Here is an 18,192-nt window from a genome sequence, read left to right as displayed (position 1 = left end):
ATTACAAAGCATTCGTAATATACGATTAACGAGTTGTAACATAAATTTCCATATTAATAAAATGTATTCCTCATACAATCTCCAGTGGTTTTCATATATTTTTCATATACGAGCACAAGAACTTTTTTCCAGAAAAAATTACAGTGTTACTTTTTTGTTACAAAAAATTCACAATTCGTTACATCTTTTACCAAAAAACATCAATATTCAATTGTTAACCTATTTTTTTGTAATAAAAAGAGAGCAGCTACTAAAAACTGCTCTCTTTTTATTTGTTATTGAACTTTCTTTTTCCAAACACCTAGCATAACAGCCGAAACAATTGTTCCAATTAATATAGAGAAAATATATAGTAACGGTTTATTTACTAACGCTATTACAAATAATCCACCATGCGGTGCCGGTAATGTAATTTGGAATAACATAGATAACGCACCTGCAATACTTGAACCAACAACACAACTTACGATTACTCGAACCGGATCTGCAGCAGCAAACGGAATCGCACCTTCTGTAATGAACGATGCTCCCATAATATAATTGGTTAAACCAGATTTACGTTCCGCTTCTGTAAACTTTGATTTAAAGAATGTAGTTGCGAATGCAATCGCAAGTGGCGGTACCATCCCACCAGCCATAACTGCTGAGTGCACTCCAAAATTCTGTGCTTCTATTGCAGCAATACCAAACGTAAATGCCGCTTTATTAATTGGCCCCCCCATATCAATTGCCATCATACCACCTAAAATAAGACCTAGTAATATAGCATTCGTACCGTTTAAACCATTTAACCACCCTGTCAACATTTCATTTAATGCTACTACAGGCGGAATTACTACTTTTTGCATTACAACTCCTGTAATCAATAATCCAAAGACTGGATATAACAATACAGGTTTAATTCCTTCTAATTGTACTGGTAGTCCTGAAAATAATCTTTTCAACCCTAAAACAACATATCCAGCTAAGAAACCAGCAATTAACCCACCTAAAAATCCAGCATTCGCATTCGCCGCTAAAAATCCACCTACAACACCAGGCATAAAACCAGGACGATCAGCAATAGAACTTGCAATAAATCCAGCTAAAATTGGTACAAGGAATAAAAACGCACCTGTTTTTCCTCCACCAATTGACATGAATAATTCAGCTAAAGGACCTTCCGCCTTTATACCACCAAACGAAAACGCTAGCGCTATTAAAATCCCGCCGCCAACAACGAATGGAAGCATATTACTTACACCGCTCATTAAATGCTTATAAATTCCTAATCCTTTTTCTCCCTCAATACTTTCTGATTTCCCGTCCTCTTTTACACCTTTAAAGATTGGTGCATCTTGTTTGACAGCTCGCTTAAGCAGATTTTCCGTTTTTCGAATCCCATCAGCAACTGGCACTTGAATGACATGTTTACCAGCAAAACGATTCATTTCTACTTGTTTATCCGCCGCAACAATAATAGCTGTTGCACGTTCAATATCCTCTTTCGTTAAACCGTTTTTAATACCTGTTGATCCGTTTGTTTCAACTTTAATCGCTATTCCTAACTCTGTCGCTTTTGCTTTTAAGCTATCCGCTGCCATATATGTGTGAGCGATTCCAGTTGGACAAGCTGTAACAGCAAGTACGTACGGTTCATTTCCTTCTGGTTTTGCGACTTCAGTCTCTTCTTCTTTTTCATTCTCTTTTTCATCAAATAGTTGAAGAAGCTCACTTTCATCCTTTGCTTCTAATAGTTGCTTGCGAAATCCTTCATCCATTAATAATGTCGATAAACGAGACAACGTTTCTAAATGAGTATTATTCGCTCCTTCACTTGCAGCAATCATAAAGAATAAGTGTGCTGGCTGTCCGTCAAGCGACTCATAATTGATACCGCTTACACTTCTACCAAAACAAATCGATGGTTGTTTAACAGCCTTTGTCTTCGCATGAGGTATTGCAATACCTTCCCCTATTCCAGTCGTACTTTGGGACTCCCGCTTTAAAATAGCTTCTTTAAATTCCGTTTTACTATTTAAACGATTTGCCCCGTTTAATTTCTCAACTAATTCATCTATGACAGCTTCTTTATTTGAAGCTGTCAAATCCATAATGACTGTATCCCTTTTTAATAGTTCTGTAATTTTCATATGTTGCTTCCCCCTATCGCTTAGCTACAATTACTTGCGACAATAATTCTTCTACTTTTTCCTTCTTACATAAATCAGCTGAAAATGCTGTTGCACTCCCTGTTGCAACGCCGTATTGAAATGCCTTTTCAATATCTTTTGTCTGTTCATATTTGCCTACAAACCCTGCAACAAGAGAATCTCCGGCCCCAACTGAATTAATTACAACACCTCTTGGAACAGTCGCTTCATATATACCTTCTGCCGTAAATAATAAAGCTCCCTCTCCAGCCATCGATACGATAACGTGTTTTACACCTTGTTCAATTAATTTTCTTCCATAAGGTAAAACGTCCTCTACTGTTGAAAGCTCCACTCCAAACAACTCACCAAGTTCATGATGGTTTGGCTTAATTAAAAATGGCTTATTTTTAATTACATGTTGCAGTGCGCTTCCACTTGCATCTACTACTACACGAATACCTTTTTCAGCTCCAAACGCAGCAATTGATTCGTAAAAGGTACTTGGAATAGAGACCGGTACACTCCCAGCAAGTACAACACAATCTCCAGGTTGCATACTCTCAATTTTTTTCATTAACTGTTCGAACTGCTCTTTTGTTACAATAGGACCTTGGCCATTTAATTCTGTTTCTTCTTCCCCTTTTATTTTCACATTAATGCGAGTATCTTCATCTACTTGGACGAAGTTTGTTGTTACACCTTCCGTCTGTAATACCTCTTTAATAAATTGACCAGTAAATCCACCAGTAAATCCAAGTGCTATATTTTTAACACCTAAACGCTGAAGAACACGAGAAACATTAATTCCTTTTCCTCCAGGAAACTTCATATCTTTCTCCGCTCGATTTATTGTTCCTAAATCAAAAGAAGAAACTTGCACTACATAATCAATAGATGGGTTTAAAGTAACTGTATAGATCATTGTTTATCAGCCTCAATTACATTGGTTTGTTGTTTATATTTTTCTAAATCAATTTCTAAATGGTTTGTAATAATATTTGCTTCTTCAACATTTGCAATTTTCGCAAATGCAACTTCTGAAAACTTACTTTCATCAATTAAGAAATATCCTTCGTTTGCTAATGTTAATGCCATTTGTTTTAAGAGCGCTTCTTCTGGATCTGGCGTTGTAAAGCCAAGCTGTTCATGTACACCATTTGCACCTAAAAAACATTTATCAAAACGATACTTCTGCATACTTTCCTGTGCCATAGCACCGATTAAAGCTTTCGTCCTACTCTTCATCATTCCGCCTAGTAAATACGCACGAATATTATTTTCAACTAAAGCTTCAATATGCATAAGTCCATTCGTAACGACAGTAACATCTTTATTTATTAAAAATGGAATCATTTCAAATGTTGTACTTCCTGCATCTAAATAAATACAATCACCTTGTTCAATAACGCTAGCCGCATACTTAGCAATTTGTTGTTTTATTTGAATGTTTTTGGATGATTTTTCAACCATCGTTGGTTCTTGCCCTTTTCCTGTTAAAACAGCGGCACCACCATGAACTCTTTTTAATAACCTTTGCTTTTCCAATTGCGCTAAATCACGGCGAATTGTCGATTCAGAGCTTTCTGTTCTTTCAACTAATTGCTGTAATTTTACAACTTTCTGTTCTTTTACAAGTTGCAATATCATTTGATGACGTTCAGGAGTTAACATTTTATTCACCTCTTCTTTGATTACAGTATAATGAAAACGGTCACAAAAATCAACCGTAAACAATCAAAAATAATCAAAAACATCCAAAAACGTTTATAAACAGCAAAAAGAAACCTATTCGATCAAACAATCAAATAGGTTTCTTTTCTAAATTCACTTATAAAGAAGCTTTATATATACTTAAAACATCATCTTTATTTAATTTTTTAAAGTTACCAAATTCACCATACGCCATCGCTTTATCCGCCATTAAATCAATTTCATTTTCTCCAATAGCGTAATCAGATAATGTTACTGGCGCCTCAATTGAAGTCCAAAATTGACGTAACGCCTGAATTCCTTCTAACGCAATTTCTCGATCAGTCTTTCCATCTGTTTCTACATTGAATACTCGAATAGCAAACTGTTTAAAACGACTTACATTTTCCTCTACAACATGCTTCATCCAGTTCGGGAATAAAATCGCAAGGCCACCCCCGTGTGGTATATCATGAACAGCAGAAACTGCATGCTCAATATTATGAGTCGCCCAATCTCCTTTTACTCCCATTGCTAAAATGCCGTTTAACGCCATAGTACCACAATATAAAATAGTTTCTCTATGCTCATAATTTTCTAAATCACTTAAAAGCTTAGGAGCTGTCTCAATTACTGTTTTTAAAACAGCTTCACAATAACGATCTTGTAGTTCTGTATTCGTTCCATGATGGAAATATTGTTCTAATACGTGCGACATAATATCTACCATACCGTAAATTGTTTGATCTTTCGGTACAGAAGTAGTATGAACTGGATCTAAAATCGAAAACTGCGGGAAAGTAACCGGGCTACCCCATCCATACTTTTCATTCGTTTCCCAGTTTGTAATTACCGAGCCTGCATTCATTTCAGATCCTGTTGCTGCAAGAGTAAGTACAGTACCAAATGGTAATGCCTCATTAGCAAATGTTTTTTTCGTTACAATATCCCATACATCTCCATCGTACTTACTACCAGCTGCAATTGCCTTCGTACAGTCGATTACACTTCCTCCACCAACTGCTAAAATAAATTCAACACCATTCTCTTTACAAATTTGAATCCCTTTCTTTACAGTTGATACACGTGGATTCGGTTCAACACCTGTTAATTCAAATACTTCTGCATTAATATCCTTTAAAATAGAAATTACATTATCATAAATACCGTTTCTTTTAATGCTGCCTCCCCCGTATACGAGAAGAACTTTTTTACCGAACTGTGGAATTTCAGTTTTTAACTGTTCTAATTGACCTTTACCGAAAATAAGTTTCGTTGGATTACGAAATACAAAATTTTGCATATTTCTTTACCATCCCTTCTATATGAAAAGCAACTATACTTTTGTATACCATATTTTTTTCATTTCACAAAAATATTTGCTTAATAAAAAAATCCCAGCCTACAGGCTGAGATTTTTTTATTGGTAATAAGGTGAGATCATTAAGTAAACAATAACACCAGATAAACTTACATATAACCAAATCGGCATCGTCCAACGTACAATTTTACGGTGACGTGTTAATTGATTTGTAAAACCAAATACAAGCGCAAACAATGCAAGTGGTACGATAATTGCTGCTAGGATAATATGTGTAATTAAAATGATGAAATACACATATTTAATGAATCCTTCTCCGCCAAAATGTGTTGCCGGTGCTAAGTAATGATACGATAAATACGACACACAAAATAGTAAAGTTGTCGTAAATGCTGCAAGGATAAAACCACGATGCATTTTCACATTCTTTTTAATAATAGAGAATAACGCTGCTAATAAAAATACGAACGTAAAGCTATTAAAAATCGCGTTTAACATTGGTAAAATCGTTACATCAAAATGTACTTCTCCTTCATAGCCAACAGGTCCAAAGAACAAAAATAAAATAATCGCATTTACAATTACAGAAAGCGTTATCACAATAGGAGCATAGCTTTTCTGATTTGTTGATTGATCCACCAAAATGGTCACTCCCTCTTCCTTCAAGTATGTATACATAACCTCACTATTTTAACATATTATTCACAGTGTAAATGTGACAATAGTTTGACACAGCAAGACAAGACAAAGAAAAAAATCCTTCTTAATAAAACTTCTTAAGAAGGATTTTATCGCTTTATTATTCAAATAGCAATGCGATTAGTTTTTGTTAAAAAATGTATCGCTATATGCTTGAAAAATTTCAGACACTTGATATCCCATTAATGAAATTGCTGTTAATGAAAAGAAACCAATCATAAGAAATCGAAACCACATATAAATCTCCTCCTTGTATTTAGCTTAAAAAACATTCGCTATATTACAAGTTGAGTGGCACTCTTCATCGTCACTTTCCTTTTTCCTTACAATTGCTGTAATAAATCGAATCATAAAGAAAACTACAAAAGGAAATTGTTCGTAATTCACATTGGCATAGTTTAGCAACGGCTCGCGCTGCACATCGAACGGAGATGAGAAGGAATAGAACATACCTTGCTCTTCCATATATACAATTACAATTTTCATGCAAAATACGATTCCTAGAAACGAAACAATATCTTGCCATTCTGTCGTATATAACAGGTTATACAGCTCTAATACGTACTCTTCCATCATCATCCCCCCTTCCTTTTTTACCATTTTGCTCGCCTTCGTATAAAAAGTCAAGAAAAAAGTTTATATTCACTATGACAATAGTAATTACTTGTTTCTATGATTATATATGATTCTTTTATAGCAATGATTGGGTGTAACTCTCTTCGAAAATAAGAAAATTAGAATCAAACAGATTCCTCATTCTTACTTTTAGGATGCAAAACTGTGATATTTTTATTTCTATTAAAAATAAAATAAGAAAGTATGATAAGAACAGTAACAAACATTGTTAAAAATGCTTGTGAACGTAAAGTATCAATTGCGAACATCGCAACTAAAACTGCTATAATAGCAGCAATTGTAACATACGTTACATACGGAAAAAGCCACATTTTCACTTTCAAATTTTGTTGTTCTACTTTCCCCATTTTTTTACGCATCTTTAAATGCGAAACTGCAATAACGAGATAAACTAGTAACGCAATCCCGCCAGATGCATTCACTAAAAACAAAAAGACTTTATCTGGAGAAATGTAACTAAACACAACTCCAATATAAGCGAAGAAAGTTCCAAATAAAACCGCTCGAACGGGAACACCACTACTGTTCAATTTTAAAAATGACTTTGGAGCATCTCCTCTTTCTGCCATTGAAAAAAGCATTCTTGAATTTGTATATAAGCCTGAATTTAAGCAAGAAAGTACAGCTGTTAAAACGATAAAATTCATAATTTGTGCTGCCGCTGGTATTCCTATATGTTCAAGTACAGCTACAAATGGACTTTTTAATATGTTTGCTGAATTCCATGGCAGTAGCGTAACAACTACCGCTATAGACCCAATAAAAAATACAAGAATACGCCAAATCACACTGTTTGTTGCTGTTTTTACTGCTTTTACAGGTTCTGCAGATTCACCTGCGGCTACTGCTACAATCTCTGATCCCATAAATGAAAATATAACAACAGTAATTCCAAGCAGGACCGAACTTATACCGTTTGGCATAAATCCACCTTGTCCAATTAAATTCGAAGTGCCGGGTGCTTCTGTTCCTGGAACAAATCCTAAAATAACAGCAAGACCTAGACAAAGGAACAAAACAATACTTATTACTTTAATAAAAGAAAACCAATATTCAAACTCTCCAAATGATTTCACCGAAAAAACGTTCGTCAGCGTTAATAAAATTGTTAATATTAAACTTAATAACCAAAGCGGTATTTGTGGAATCCAATATTGGATAATACCAGCACCTGCTGTGGCTTCTATTGCAATAACAATTACCCAAAAAAACCAGTATAACCAGCCTATTGTATAACCCGCCCAAGGACCAATCGCTTCTCTTGCATACGTTGCAAATGAACCACTTGTCGGATTAACAGCTGCCATTTCTCCTAGCATTCTCATGACGAAAATGACTAGAAGTCCTGCTAATGCATATGAAACGATAGAACCTGGTCCTGCCGAATGTACAACTGCACCACTTCCAACAAACAAACCAGCCCCTATTACGCCGCCAATTGAAATCATTGTAATGTGGCGTATTTTGAGGTCTTTCTTTAGATTTTTATCCAAATCTTGTACATCCCCTTCCAAACTAAATTTTGAAACTTATGTAAGAGTACTGTGCGAAAGATTTTGTTCTATACGTTAAAATATATCAAAATATTCTGAATTTAACAATTACAATTCAACCTTCTTCAAAAATTATTACATTAGGTTTAATACTTTCCCATACACAATTGTTGAGAAAATTATAGTCCCCTTACAAAAGAAAGAATTTTCAGATATTATTAAATAAACAAGATTATACATCTAGACAACTTTTTGTATAGGAGTGTTGATATGTTAAACAAGTTCAAATTTTTTTGTTGTATTTTAGTAATGTTCTTACTTCTACCGCTATCCCCTTTCCAAGCACAAGCAGCAAACAATTTAGGTTCAAAATTACTCGTTGGATATTGGCATAACTTTGATAACGGTACTGGCATTATTAAATTAAAAGACGTTTCACCAAAATGGGATGTAATCAATGTATCTTTTGGTGAAACTGGTGGTGATCGTTCCACTGTTGAATTTTCTCCTGTGTATGGTACAGATGCAGACTTCAAATCAGATATTTCTTATTTAAAAAGTAAAGGAAAGAAAGTAGTTCTTTCAATAGGTGGACAAAATGGAGTCGTTTTACTTCCTGACAATGCCGCTAAGGATCGTTTTATTAATTCCATACAGTCTCTAATCGATAAATACGGTTTTGATGGAATAGATATTGACCTTGAATCAGGTATTTACTTAAACGGAAATGATACTAATTTCAAAAATCCAACTACTCCCCAAATCGTAAATCTTATATCAGCTATTCGAACAATCTCAGATCATTATGGTCCAGATTTTCTATTAAGCATGGCTCCTGAAACAGCTTATGTTCAAGGCGGTTATAGCGCATATGGAAGCATATGGGGTGCATATTTACCAATTATTTACGGAGTGAAAGATAAACTAACATACATTCATGTTCAACACTACAACGCTGGTAGCGGGATTGGAATGGACGGTAATAACTACAATCAAGGTACTGCAGACTACGAGGTCGCTATGGCAGATATGCTCTTACATGGTTTTCCTGTAGGTGGTAATGCAAATAACATTTTCCCAGCTCTTCGTTCAGATCAAGTCATGATTGGGCTTCCAGCAGCACCAGCGGCAGCTCCAAGTGGTGGATACATTTCGCCAACTGAAATGAAAAAAGCTTTAAATTATATCATTAAAGGAGTTCCGTTCGGAGGAAAGTATAAACTTTCTAACCAGAGTGGCTATCCTGCATTCCGCGGCCTAATGTCTTGGTCTATTAATTGGGATGCAAAAAACAACTTCGAATTCTCAAATAACTATAGAACATATTTTGATGGTCTTTCCTTGCAAAAATAACAAAGTAAAACTATAATTAGCCCCCATCAATCGGACATTTATGGGCAATCAATGCAGGATAAAAACAGCAATAGGACCCTTTATAGGTCCTATTGTTGTTTTTTATTTATGAAAACTACTTTGTCACATCTAAAGTTTCAAGAAACTGTTTTCCATCGCCCAACATCGCACGTTCCTTGGAATCGTATTGTTAAATATTCTAGTCACTCTTTTGCTTCAACACAAAAACTGAAAGTTCAGGTACACTACAAAATCTAACAGGCATCCTAGTAGTCCCAATACCACGATTTACATATAAATATAACTGCTTACTCTTCCCCTCCACTTCATACATACCTTCAACATAGCTCTCAGCTAGTTTGGTAGTAATTAACGGACCTACAAAAGGGATTTGGACTTGTCCTCCGTGACTATGTCCTGACAGTTGAAGATTAACTGGGTAACGATTTATTTTGGTTACAACATCCGGCTCATGTACTAATAACATGTTAAAATCATTTTGTTTCAAGTTTTTTAAAGTTGAATCTATTTTCGGCTTCCCTAATAGAAAATCATCCAAACCTGATATTGTAATATATTTGCCGTTTTCCACTTTAATTTTCTGCACTTCATTTACTAATACAGAAAAACCAGCTTCCTCCATATATCTTTTGTAAAATAAACTACCGCCCCCGCCCCTATCATGATTCCCAAACACAGCATATTTCCCTAAGGGAGCATAAATTTTCTGCAAAATAGCCTTCGCTTCCTCTCTTTCTGCACTATAAGAACCAAATTTATCTATTAAATCTCCGGTAAAAACTACTATATCTGGATGTAATTCATTCATCTTCTCCACCAAATGTTCAAGTTGCTTCAATGTAAACTCTGGCCCTAAATGTACATCTGAAAACTGTAACATTTTTTTATTATTAAATTCTTTAGGAATTGCAGAAGCTTCTATTTCATTCCACGTAACTGTTACTAGTTTTCGTTCTATTTCTGTCGCATAATAATACAAACTTACTGGTATCATTAATATACTTATAAAACTAATAATAAATATCTTTACGATTGATTTTTTTCGTTCTTTTTTTACATGATTCGTATTCATGTTTTCACCTCTAGAAACACTTTAAATCCTTATTGTTACATTCATGTGACAACATGAACAATGTTATCAATATGTAATTCCCTCTCTATTCACTTTGACAATTTTATACAGAAGTCATAACATATTTTTATAATACATAGATTTTCGAAATTTTTTCTATTCATTCCATCATTTTATTACGGAGGGGTTATTCATGTCTGTATTTACACCAGAAGAAATTACGGAACTTGCTGCGAATTCCGGAAGGAAAAAAGCTCATTTATCATTACTCCCTATGCTAATTCTCGGTTTTTTTGGCGGTGCTTTTATCGCATTAGGGTATTTACTCGATATTCATGTTATTGGGACAATGCCAAAATATTGGGGATCATTTTCTAGTTTTCTAGGCGCTGCTGTATTCCCTGTTGGTCTTATTCTCGTTATTCTTGCAGGCGGTGAACTAGTAACTGGTAACATGATGACAGTTTCTATGGCCTGGCTCCAAAAGAAAATTACTTTATTTTATTTCATACGAAATTTAGTTATTGTTACATTTAGCAATTTCATAGGAGCTGTATTTGTAGCCTATTTTTTCGGTCATATCGTTGGCTTAACTGAAGGAGCTTTTTTAGCGAAAACTATTTCTATCGCTCAAGTGAAACTACAAGATACACCATTGCAAGCATTTATTTCTGCAATCGGATGTAATTGGCTCGTTTGTTTAGCTGTTTGGCTCAGTATGGGAAGTAAAGAATTTATCGGAAAGATTATCGGTATTTGGTTCCCAGTTATGACTTTTGTTGCGATTGGATTTCAACACGTTGTAGCAAATATGTTTGTCATCCCAGCCGCAATTTTTGCCGGTCATTTCACTTGGGCTGAATATTTTCCAAACTTTATTTTTGTTTTCTTTGGAAATTTAGTAGGAGGTATGTTATTTGTAGCACTACCTTACTTCATATCTTATAATAAGAAACTATCTTCTTATCAAGAGAAGACTGAAATGAAGAACAAATCTCTGTCGGCTTAAATAGAATGTCTATAAAGAACCCTAAAAATATTACAAATTTCATTTTTTTTGCGAATATATGTACGTACACTTGTTCTCGAATGTTTTATACGTTATAATAACAACTTAAATAGCATTATTTACATATGAGGTGAAAAACATGAACAAAACAGAATTAATTAAAAACGTAGCACAAAATGCTGAGATTTCTCAAAAAGAAGCTACTGTAGTTGTACAAACTGTAGTAGAATCAATCACTAACACTTTAGCTGCTGGTGAAAAAGTACAACTTATCGGATTCGGTACATTCGAAGTTCGCGAAAGAGCTGCTCGTACAGGCCGTAACCCACAAACTGGTGAAGAAATGCAAATCGCAGCTTCTAAAGTACCTGCTTTCAAAGCTGGTAAAGAACTAAAAGAAGCTGTAAAATAATGAAAAATATCCTTCTCATAAATGAGAAGGATATTTTTTCATAACATAATTAATAAAAATCTGACCATTATGCTGTTTCTTTTGTTCTTTTATGCAAATAAAATCTTTACTTTCAAAAAAAGGTTTTGCGGTAATGCTCGCCTCTGTATATATCTCCCTATGTCCCAAGTTCACTGCTTCTTTTTCTAACTTCTGTAGTATGTATGAAGCGACTCTTTTCCCTTGATAATCTTTATGCGTAAATAAACGATCTACGTAACGATCATCGTTATAATCCCCAAACCCCACAATCATACCTTTATGATCGGCTACATAGCTAATATTCTTTTCTAAAGACTGTAACCAATTTTCTCTATCTAGTCGCTCCGGTGCCCACGCCTGTAGCTGTAACTCATTATAATCTTTTGCATTAACCGTATGAACTGTTTCATAAAACAATTGTAATACTTGATCTAAATCTTTTTTCTGGAATGTTCTAATTATAATATCTTTTAACATATATAAGTCTCCTTACCAAACTACCTCTTAACTTTTCTACTACATACGATTCTATATTTCTGCTTTATTATATCGTTTTAATTTCTATACGAACAAAAAAACAATACTTATTCAAGTATTGTTTTTTAATTCTATTCAATTACTTAATGTAGCTTTTTAAGATTTTAATTTAACTCTTTGTAATCGTAATGCATTTAATACAACGGATACAGAACTAAATGCCATCGCTGCTCCAGCAACCCAAGGGGCTAAGAAACCTAATGCCGCAATTGGAATTCCTAACGCGTTATAAGCTAATGCCCAGAATAAATTTTGTTTAATATTTCTTATCGTCATTTTACTCATAAATATCGCATCAGCAATACTATTTAAGTCACCACGGATTAACGTTATATCCGCTGCTTCCATCGCTACATCCGTTCCCGTTCCAATTGCCATACCAATGTTCGCTGTAGCAAGAGCAGGAGCATCATTTATCCCGTCTCCAACCATCGCTACTTTCTTACCATTTGCTTGCAGTTTTTTCACTTCTTCTGCTTTTCCTTCTGGCAATACTTCTGCAATTACGTGATCAATACCAACTTGCTTTGCAATTGCCTGAGCAGTTTGTGTATTATCTCCTGTAATCATCACAACGTCTAGACCCATTTTTTTCAGTCTTGCGATAGCTGCTTTTGAAGTATCTTTCACAGTATCTGCAACGGCAACTATACCAGCATATTCTTTATCGATTGCAATAAGCATTGCTGTTTTTCCTTCTCGTTCTAGCGCTTCCATTGATTTAGAAACTTCTTCAATATCAATATTGAATTTCTTCATTAATCGACGTGTACCAATTAATAAGTGTTTTCCTTCTACAACTGATTGGATACCAAATCCCGGAATCGCTTCAAACGTTTCTGAACTTGGGATATCAATTTTCTTTTCTTTAATTCCTTCTACAATCGCTTCTGCAAGCGGATGTTCAGAATTTCTTTCTGCTGCCCCTACTAATCTAAGCAGTTCATTTTCATTGAATCCATCTGCTACAATTACATCTGTTAATACCGGCTTCCCATTTGTCACTGTACCCGTTTTATCTAAAATAACCGTATCTAATCGGTGCGTTGCTTCTAAATGCTCTCCACCTTTAAATAAAATACCATACTCAGCCGATCTTCCTGATCCTGCCATAATAGATGTAGGCGTTGCAAGACCTAATGCACATGGACAAGCAATAACAAGTACTGCTATCATTTTCTCAAGTGCTCCGCCAAAATCACCAGGTGTAACAAATATCATCCATACTGCAAATGTGATAATCGCAATCACAACTACAACCGGTACGAAAATACCTGAAATTTGATCTGCTACCCTTTGAATAGGAGCTTTTGAACCTTGTGCCTCTTCTACTACTTTAATAATTTGAGCTAATGCAGTATCTCTTCCTACCTTAGTTGCTTTCACTTTTAAAAATCCATTTTTATTTATTGTCGAACCTATTACTACATCCCCAATTGACTTATCAACAGGAATACTTTCACCCGTTAACATCGATTCATCAATTGCTGACTTTCCTTCTACAATCTCACCATCTACTGGTATTTTTTCACCAGGCTTTACATAGACGATATCACCAGCTACTACTTCTTCAATCAAAATTTTTATTTCTGTTCCATCTCGCACAACTGTAGCTGTCTTCGCTTGTAAACCCATCAATTTTTTAATTGCTTCTGATGAGCGCCCTTTTGCTTTCGCTTCAAATAATTTACCTAAAATAATTAATGTAATAAGTACCGCACTCGTTTCAAAATATAAATCTGTCATATGTTTCGAAGAACCAATAGATTGAATACTTAAATATACACTATAGAAATACGCGGCCGACGTTCCAAGCGCCACGAGAACATCCATATTCGCACTTTTATTACGTAACGCTTTATAAGCTCCAACATAAAACTGTCCACCAATGATAAATTGAACAGGAGTTGCAAGTGCTAGTTGCACCCAAGGGTTCATTAACATATCTGGTAAATAAATAAACGACGTAAATGAGAAATGACTAACCATTGCCCACAATAATGGGAAAGATAAAATAAACGAAATAATAAACTTCTTCTTTTGTCTTTCAATTTCTTGTAATCGATGATCAGTTGATGCATCTTGATCATCTGGTTTCACTTCTAATTTATATCCTAGCTTCGTAATCGTACTCTTCATTTCATTTACATTAACTTCATCAGGATTAAAGTCTACTGTAGCTGATTCTAAAGCAAAATTTACTGTCGCTTTGTTCACACCATCTAACTTATTTAAACGCTTTTCAACTCTATTTGCACATGCTGCACATGTCATTCCTGAAACAGTAAATTCAGCTTTATCACTTACAATTCCATATCCTAACGATTCAACTTTTTCTTTAAACTGTTGCGGATTTGTTTTAGTTGGATCGTACATTATTTTTGTTTTTTCAAGTGCAAAATTTACATTTGCCTCATGAACACCTTCTACTTTTTTTAGACCTTTTTCAATTCTATTTGCACATGCCGCACATGTCATTCCCGATATTTGAAGATTGGCCTCTTTTTTTTCATTCATGTCTCTCACCTCTATATACCCTTATGAGGTATAATGATTAGCAAAATAAATCGTACTTCATTTAAAGTACGATTTATTTCCATATCTAAAAATAATTATTGAACATCGTATCCTTGGTCTTCGATTACAGCAACGATATCTTTTAATGTTACGGCAGACGAGTCGATAGTAACTTCAACAGTTCCTTCTGCTAATTGAACCTTCACTTGTTCAACACCGTTTAGCTCTTTCACACTGCTTTCGATAGCATTTACACAATGTCCACAAGACATACCTTCAACCTGTAATGTTAACTGTTCCATTTAAAATCCTCCTCTTGTTTATTCATTGTTTGTTAATCACAATTACATCTTACCATACCCCCCTAAGGTAATCAATGGTTTTATATCATGATTTTTCAATTATTTTCTAAAAGTTTATTTTACACACACTTTTTCATATCAATACGCCGAGATCTTATTATGAAGGTAAACAAAAAAACAAGCCAGTGACATACTAGCTTGTTTTTACGCTTTTGAAAAACGTTCAAATACAGTCATTAATTCTTCAATTGCTTCGTCACCATTGCCATCTTTAATAGCACCTGAAACACAATGACTTGTATGGTTTTTTAATACACCCATTCCTACTTTTTTCATCGCTGCATTAATCGCTGAAATTTGCACTAAAATATCCACGCAATAACGATCATTTTCAATCATATTTTGAATACCGCGGACCTGTCCTTCAATTCTCTTTAATCTATTTATAATCTGTTCTTTTTCTTTTTCTGATCTATGTGTTACTGCTTCATGCTCTTTATGATCCATATTATCACCTTCTTAAAGTTTCTCTTCATTCAATAAAACAATTGTTTTTTATGAGTATACCAATTATAGCATTAAATATCTACGCATGATACCCCATAAGAGTATATTTACACTTTATGATTATTCTTAACAACTCCTTAGCTTCTTAATCTCAATTTTCAGTATACCCTTTCCTTTTTGTCACAAAATCATTATATCTCTCATCAAAATTCAATAAAGTGAAACAAGAATAAGCGGGGATTAACCGCCCCCGCTTATTCTTCGTCTATAATTTTTTAATTTTAATTTTCAGATATTTAACCCTAGAATTTTTCTTTCCATATATAATTATTGCTGATCACATACTTTTGTATCATTCACTACTGAAGTTCCTTCAACGGTTACCGTATGAAAACAATCATTCACTCGAACTGTCACAACATTATCTTGCCGATTAATGATATGATATTCATTAAAATTTTTATTCAGAGCACTGCGAATTTGTTCTCCTTCATAAATTGGGATGCCATGCGATAAAACCCAAATAAGTCCAGCGATAGCAAGAATTGTTTTCATACGATCTACCTCCTTGGGAATATAGTGAACTTTTAATCCATGCTTTTTCAACTCTACGAATCATGATTGAAATAAACCAAGCCTTTTTGGAAATAAGTTCATTTCGTCTATTTTATGTTTATGCTAATTGTGACCGATTTGTGACAACTTTTTGTCTCTTTAGACGAAAAGTTGAAACAAAACTTTCGAAAAGGACAATTCTACATATTAAAAAAGGTTATGGAATGTTTTATCCATAACCTTTTTTCCTATACGTAACTAATAAACCTCAATCCTTTACTTAAAGACGTCGGCACAACAGATGCATGATTCTCCCCTTCAGCTTCATAAAACTTAAATTTAAGTTTATCGTGGTTTACTTGGAGAAGGCGCTCTGATAATTCATTTGCACCTACAACCATATGCTCTCGTTCTAGTGACCCAACTGTAAGGAACACTCCTGTTTCAAACTTAGCATTGTTTAATTCATGTATAAGGTTCTCTTCTTTTTCAAGTACGGATTTATTATTCCACCATATAGATGGACTACTAATAAAATAATTTTGAAAAGCATTTAAGTTTGTAAATAGTATATAAAGAGCAAATAGTCCACCTAAAGAATGTCCAAATAACGTTTGCTTACTTTTATCAATCTCAAAATTCTTTTCAATTTGTGGTTTCAGTTCTTCTTCAATAAAAGTATAGAAATTATGTGCTCCTCCTGTTTTAGGCCACGGTTTACCGTCTGGTTTTAAAGGGGCATCTTTTGAAATTACGCTAGGCGTAAAATCATAGCACCTTTCTTCCCCTGAAAATGCGCCTTCAATTGGATAACCCACTCCTACTATAATAGCTGGTGAAACACCGGTTTTTTCCGCTCTTACTGATTGTATTTTAACTGCTTCATGAAATGTTTGAAAAAAGGCATTGCCATCTAATACGTAAATGACAGGATATCCTGAATCCGGTGCTGGTTGCCTCGGCTTTGAAATATGAATTTGATATTCCTTACCTTCTAATTTTGAATACATTTTCCACTGCTCTGTATTAGATGTTATAATCTGCTGTTTTTCAACTGTAGTATTCACCCTATTCCCCCTCTTTTTTAACTTGTTACATATATTTCGATTTTTTCTTCTTCAGATACAACGCTATCATAACCGAAACAAACAGGAGCCCCGTTATACGGATCAATCATGACACGTGCATCAATATGAAATACTTCTTTTAACACTTCATTTGTAATGATTTCTTCCGGGCTACCAGTTGTAACAATTTCTCCTTCCTTCATTGCAATAATTTCATCTGAAAATCTTGCTGCATGGTTAATATCATGTAATACCATAACAACCGTACAATTATGTTCTTTATTTAACTTCTCCACAATTTGTAATACATCTAATTGATGAGACATATCAAGGTATGTAGTTGGCTCATCTAATAGCAACACTTCTGTCTCTTGTGCTAATGCCATCGCTAGCCATACCTTTTGTCTTTGACCACCTGATAAATTTGCAATTTGTCTCGTTCGAAATTCAGAAGTTTTCGTTATATTTAATGCCCAATCAATCATTTCTTTATCTTTTGTGGTTAACTTATTTACGTTATTTCGATGTGGATAGCGTCCATAAGAAATTAATTCTTCCACTTTAAGTTCACCTGGTGCAATTGGAGTTTGCGGGAGTAAAGCTAACTGCTTCGCAATTTCTTTCGTTGAAATTGTATGTAAATCTTGCCCTTGCAAGTATACTTTTCCGCTTTTTTGTTTTAAAATTCTTCCCATTGTTTTTAACAATGTCGATTTACCGCAACCGTTTGGCCCTATAATTGTCGTTACTTTTCCTTCTTGTATTTCCACATTTAAATCGCGAAACACTGTAAGCTTTTCATAACTTGTTTCTAAATTTTTTGCACTTAAAATACTCACTTTTATT

18 protein-coding genes are annotated in these 18,192 nt (G+C 34.4%); 3 read left to right on the top strand and 15 right to left on the bottom strand.

Annotated elements, in window-relative coordinates; genetic code table 11:
- Positions 1-275 precede the first annotated feature (275 nt).
- From ACZDYH_RS04820 to gabP, 7 genes are all read right to left on the bottom strand, one after another.
- Positions 276-2,132 (bottom strand): PTS fructose transporter subunit IIABC, encoded by a 1,857-nt coding sequence (locus ACZDYH_RS04820; protein ID WP_006922259.1) that lies wholly within the window; start codon positions 2,130-2,132, stop codon positions 276-278.
- A 13-nt stretch (positions 2,133-2,145) separates the two neighbouring features.
- Positions 2,146-3,057, bottom strand: coding sequence for a 1-phosphofructokinase (gene pfkB, locus ACZDYH_RS04815; protein WP_006922254.1), 912 nt, complete (start codon positions 3,055-3,057; stop codon positions 2,146-2,148).
- Positions 3,054-3,806, bottom strand: coding sequence for a DeoR/GlpR family DNA-binding transcription regulator (locus ACZDYH_RS04810; protein WP_016123256.1), 753 nt, complete (start codon positions 3,804-3,806; stop codon positions 3,054-3,056). Before ACZDYH_RS04810 ends, pfkB begins: the two co-directional genes overlap by 4 nt.
- Positions 3,807-3,963: 157 nt before the next feature.
- Positions 3,964-5,127, bottom strand: coding sequence for an iron-containing alcohol dehydrogenase (locus ACZDYH_RS04805; protein ID WP_025708990.1), 1,164 nt, complete (start codon positions 5,125-5,127; stop codon positions 3,964-3,966).
- Between the two features lie 117 nt (positions 5,128-5,244).
- Complete coding sequence (locus ACZDYH_RS04800) at positions 5,245-5,787, bottom strand: DUF420 domain-containing protein (RefSeq protein ID WP_000228315.1); 543 nt, start codon at positions 5,785-5,787, stop codon at positions 5,245-5,247.
- A 318-nt stretch (positions 5,788-6,105) separates the two neighbouring features.
- The gene (locus ACZDYH_RS04795; protein ID WP_002026213.1) at positions 6,106-6,444 is read right to left on the bottom strand and encodes a hypothetical protein; all 339 of its coding nucleotides are present in this window, start codon (positions 6,442-6,444) and stop codon (positions 6,106-6,108) included.
- 140 nt (positions 6,445-6,584) lie between these two features.
- Positions 6,585-7,973 (bottom strand): GABA permease, encoded by a 1,389-nt coding sequence (gene gabP, locus ACZDYH_RS04790; RefSeq protein WP_166694713.1) that lies wholly within the window; start codon positions 7,971-7,973, stop codon positions 6,585-6,587.
- Positions 7,974-8,243: 270 nt separating this feature from the next.
- Between gabP and ACZDYH_RS04785 the strand changes: the two genes are divergently transcribed.
- Positions 8,244-9,326, top strand: coding sequence for a chitinase (locus tag ACZDYH_RS04785; protein WP_000932436.1), 1,083 nt, complete (start codon positions 8,244-8,246; stop codon positions 9,324-9,326).
- Between the two features lie 199 nt (positions 9,327-9,525).
- Here ACZDYH_RS04785 and ACZDYH_RS04780 read toward each other — a convergent pair whose 3' ends face one another.
- Positions 9,526-10,419, bottom strand: a complete 894-nt coding sequence (locus tag ACZDYH_RS04780; RefSeq protein WP_166694714.1) for a metallophosphoesterase — start codon at positions 10,417-10,419, stop codon at positions 9,526-9,528.
- Between the two features lie 193 nt (positions 10,420-10,612).
- Here ACZDYH_RS04780 and ACZDYH_RS04775 point away from each other — a divergent pair, with 193 nt between their 5' ends.
- Together ACZDYH_RS04775 and ACZDYH_RS04770 are read left to right on the top strand one after the other, a co-directional pair.
- Positions 10,613-11,428 carry a formate/nitrite transporter family protein gene (locus ACZDYH_RS04775; RefSeq protein ID WP_016123260.1) on the top strand — a complete coding sequence of 272 codons (816 nt, stop codon included), beginning with the start codon at positions 10,613-10,615 and terminating at the stop codon, positions 11,426-11,428.
- Between the two features lie 139 nt (positions 11,429-11,567).
- On the top strand, positions 11,568-11,840 hold the full coding sequence (locus ACZDYH_RS04770; RefSeq protein ID WP_001043904.1) for an HU family DNA-binding protein: 273 nt from the start codon (positions 11,568-11,570) through the stop codon (positions 11,838-11,840).
- 15 nt (positions 11,841-11,855) lie between these two features.
- Here ACZDYH_RS04770 and ACZDYH_RS04765 read toward each other — a convergent pair whose 3' ends face one another.
- From ACZDYH_RS04765 to ACZDYH_RS04735, 7 genes are all read right to left on the bottom strand, one after another.
- Positions 11,856-12,338 (bottom strand): GNAT family N-acetyltransferase, encoded by a 483-nt coding sequence (locus ACZDYH_RS04765; protein ID WP_434712594.1) that lies wholly within the window; start codon positions 12,336-12,338, stop codon positions 11,856-11,858.
- Between the two features lie 156 nt (positions 12,339-12,494).
- Positions 12,495-14,915, bottom strand: coding sequence for a heavy metal translocating P-type ATPase (locus ACZDYH_RS04760; protein WP_046392960.1), 2,421 nt, complete (start codon positions 14,913-14,915; stop codon positions 12,495-12,497).
- Positions 14,916-15,010: 95 nt separating this feature from the next.
- Entirely contained in the window at positions 15,011-15,217 is a 207-nt protein-coding gene (gene copZ, locus ACZDYH_RS04755) for a copper chaperone CopZ (RefSeq protein WP_000436973.1), read from the bottom strand.
- A 204-nt stretch (positions 15,218-15,421) separates the two neighbouring features.
- Positions 15,422-15,724: a metal-sensing transcriptional repressor gene (locus tag ACZDYH_RS04750; protein WP_000349636.1), complete on the bottom strand. Its 303-nt coding sequence runs from the start codon at positions 15,722-15,724 to the stop codon at positions 15,422-15,424.
- 327 nt (positions 15,725-16,051) lie between these two features.
- Entirely contained in the window at positions 16,052-16,279 is a 228-nt protein-coding gene (locus ACZDYH_RS04745; RefSeq protein WP_000849104.1) for a hypothetical protein, read from the bottom strand.
- 248 nt (positions 16,280-16,527) lie between these two features.
- A complete protein-coding gene (locus ACZDYH_RS04740; RefSeq protein ID WP_001098702.1) occupies positions 16,528-17,346 on the bottom strand; it encodes an alpha/beta hydrolase in 819 nt (272 codons plus the stop codon).
- A gap of 17 nt (positions 17,347-17,363) precedes the next feature.
- The gene (locus ACZDYH_RS04735; RefSeq protein ID WP_000025772.1) at positions 17,364-18,185 is read right to left on the bottom strand and encodes an ABC transporter ATP-binding protein; all 822 of its coding nucleotides are present in this window, start codon (positions 18,183-18,185) and stop codon (positions 17,364-17,366) included.
- Positions 18,186-18,192: the final 7 nt, after the last annotated feature.

The organism is Bacillus sp. EB V-12, from assembly GCF_056158125.1.
The sequence above is the reverse complement of the archived record's forward strand: the minus strand, read 5'-3'. Positions and strand labels throughout refer to the sequence as shown.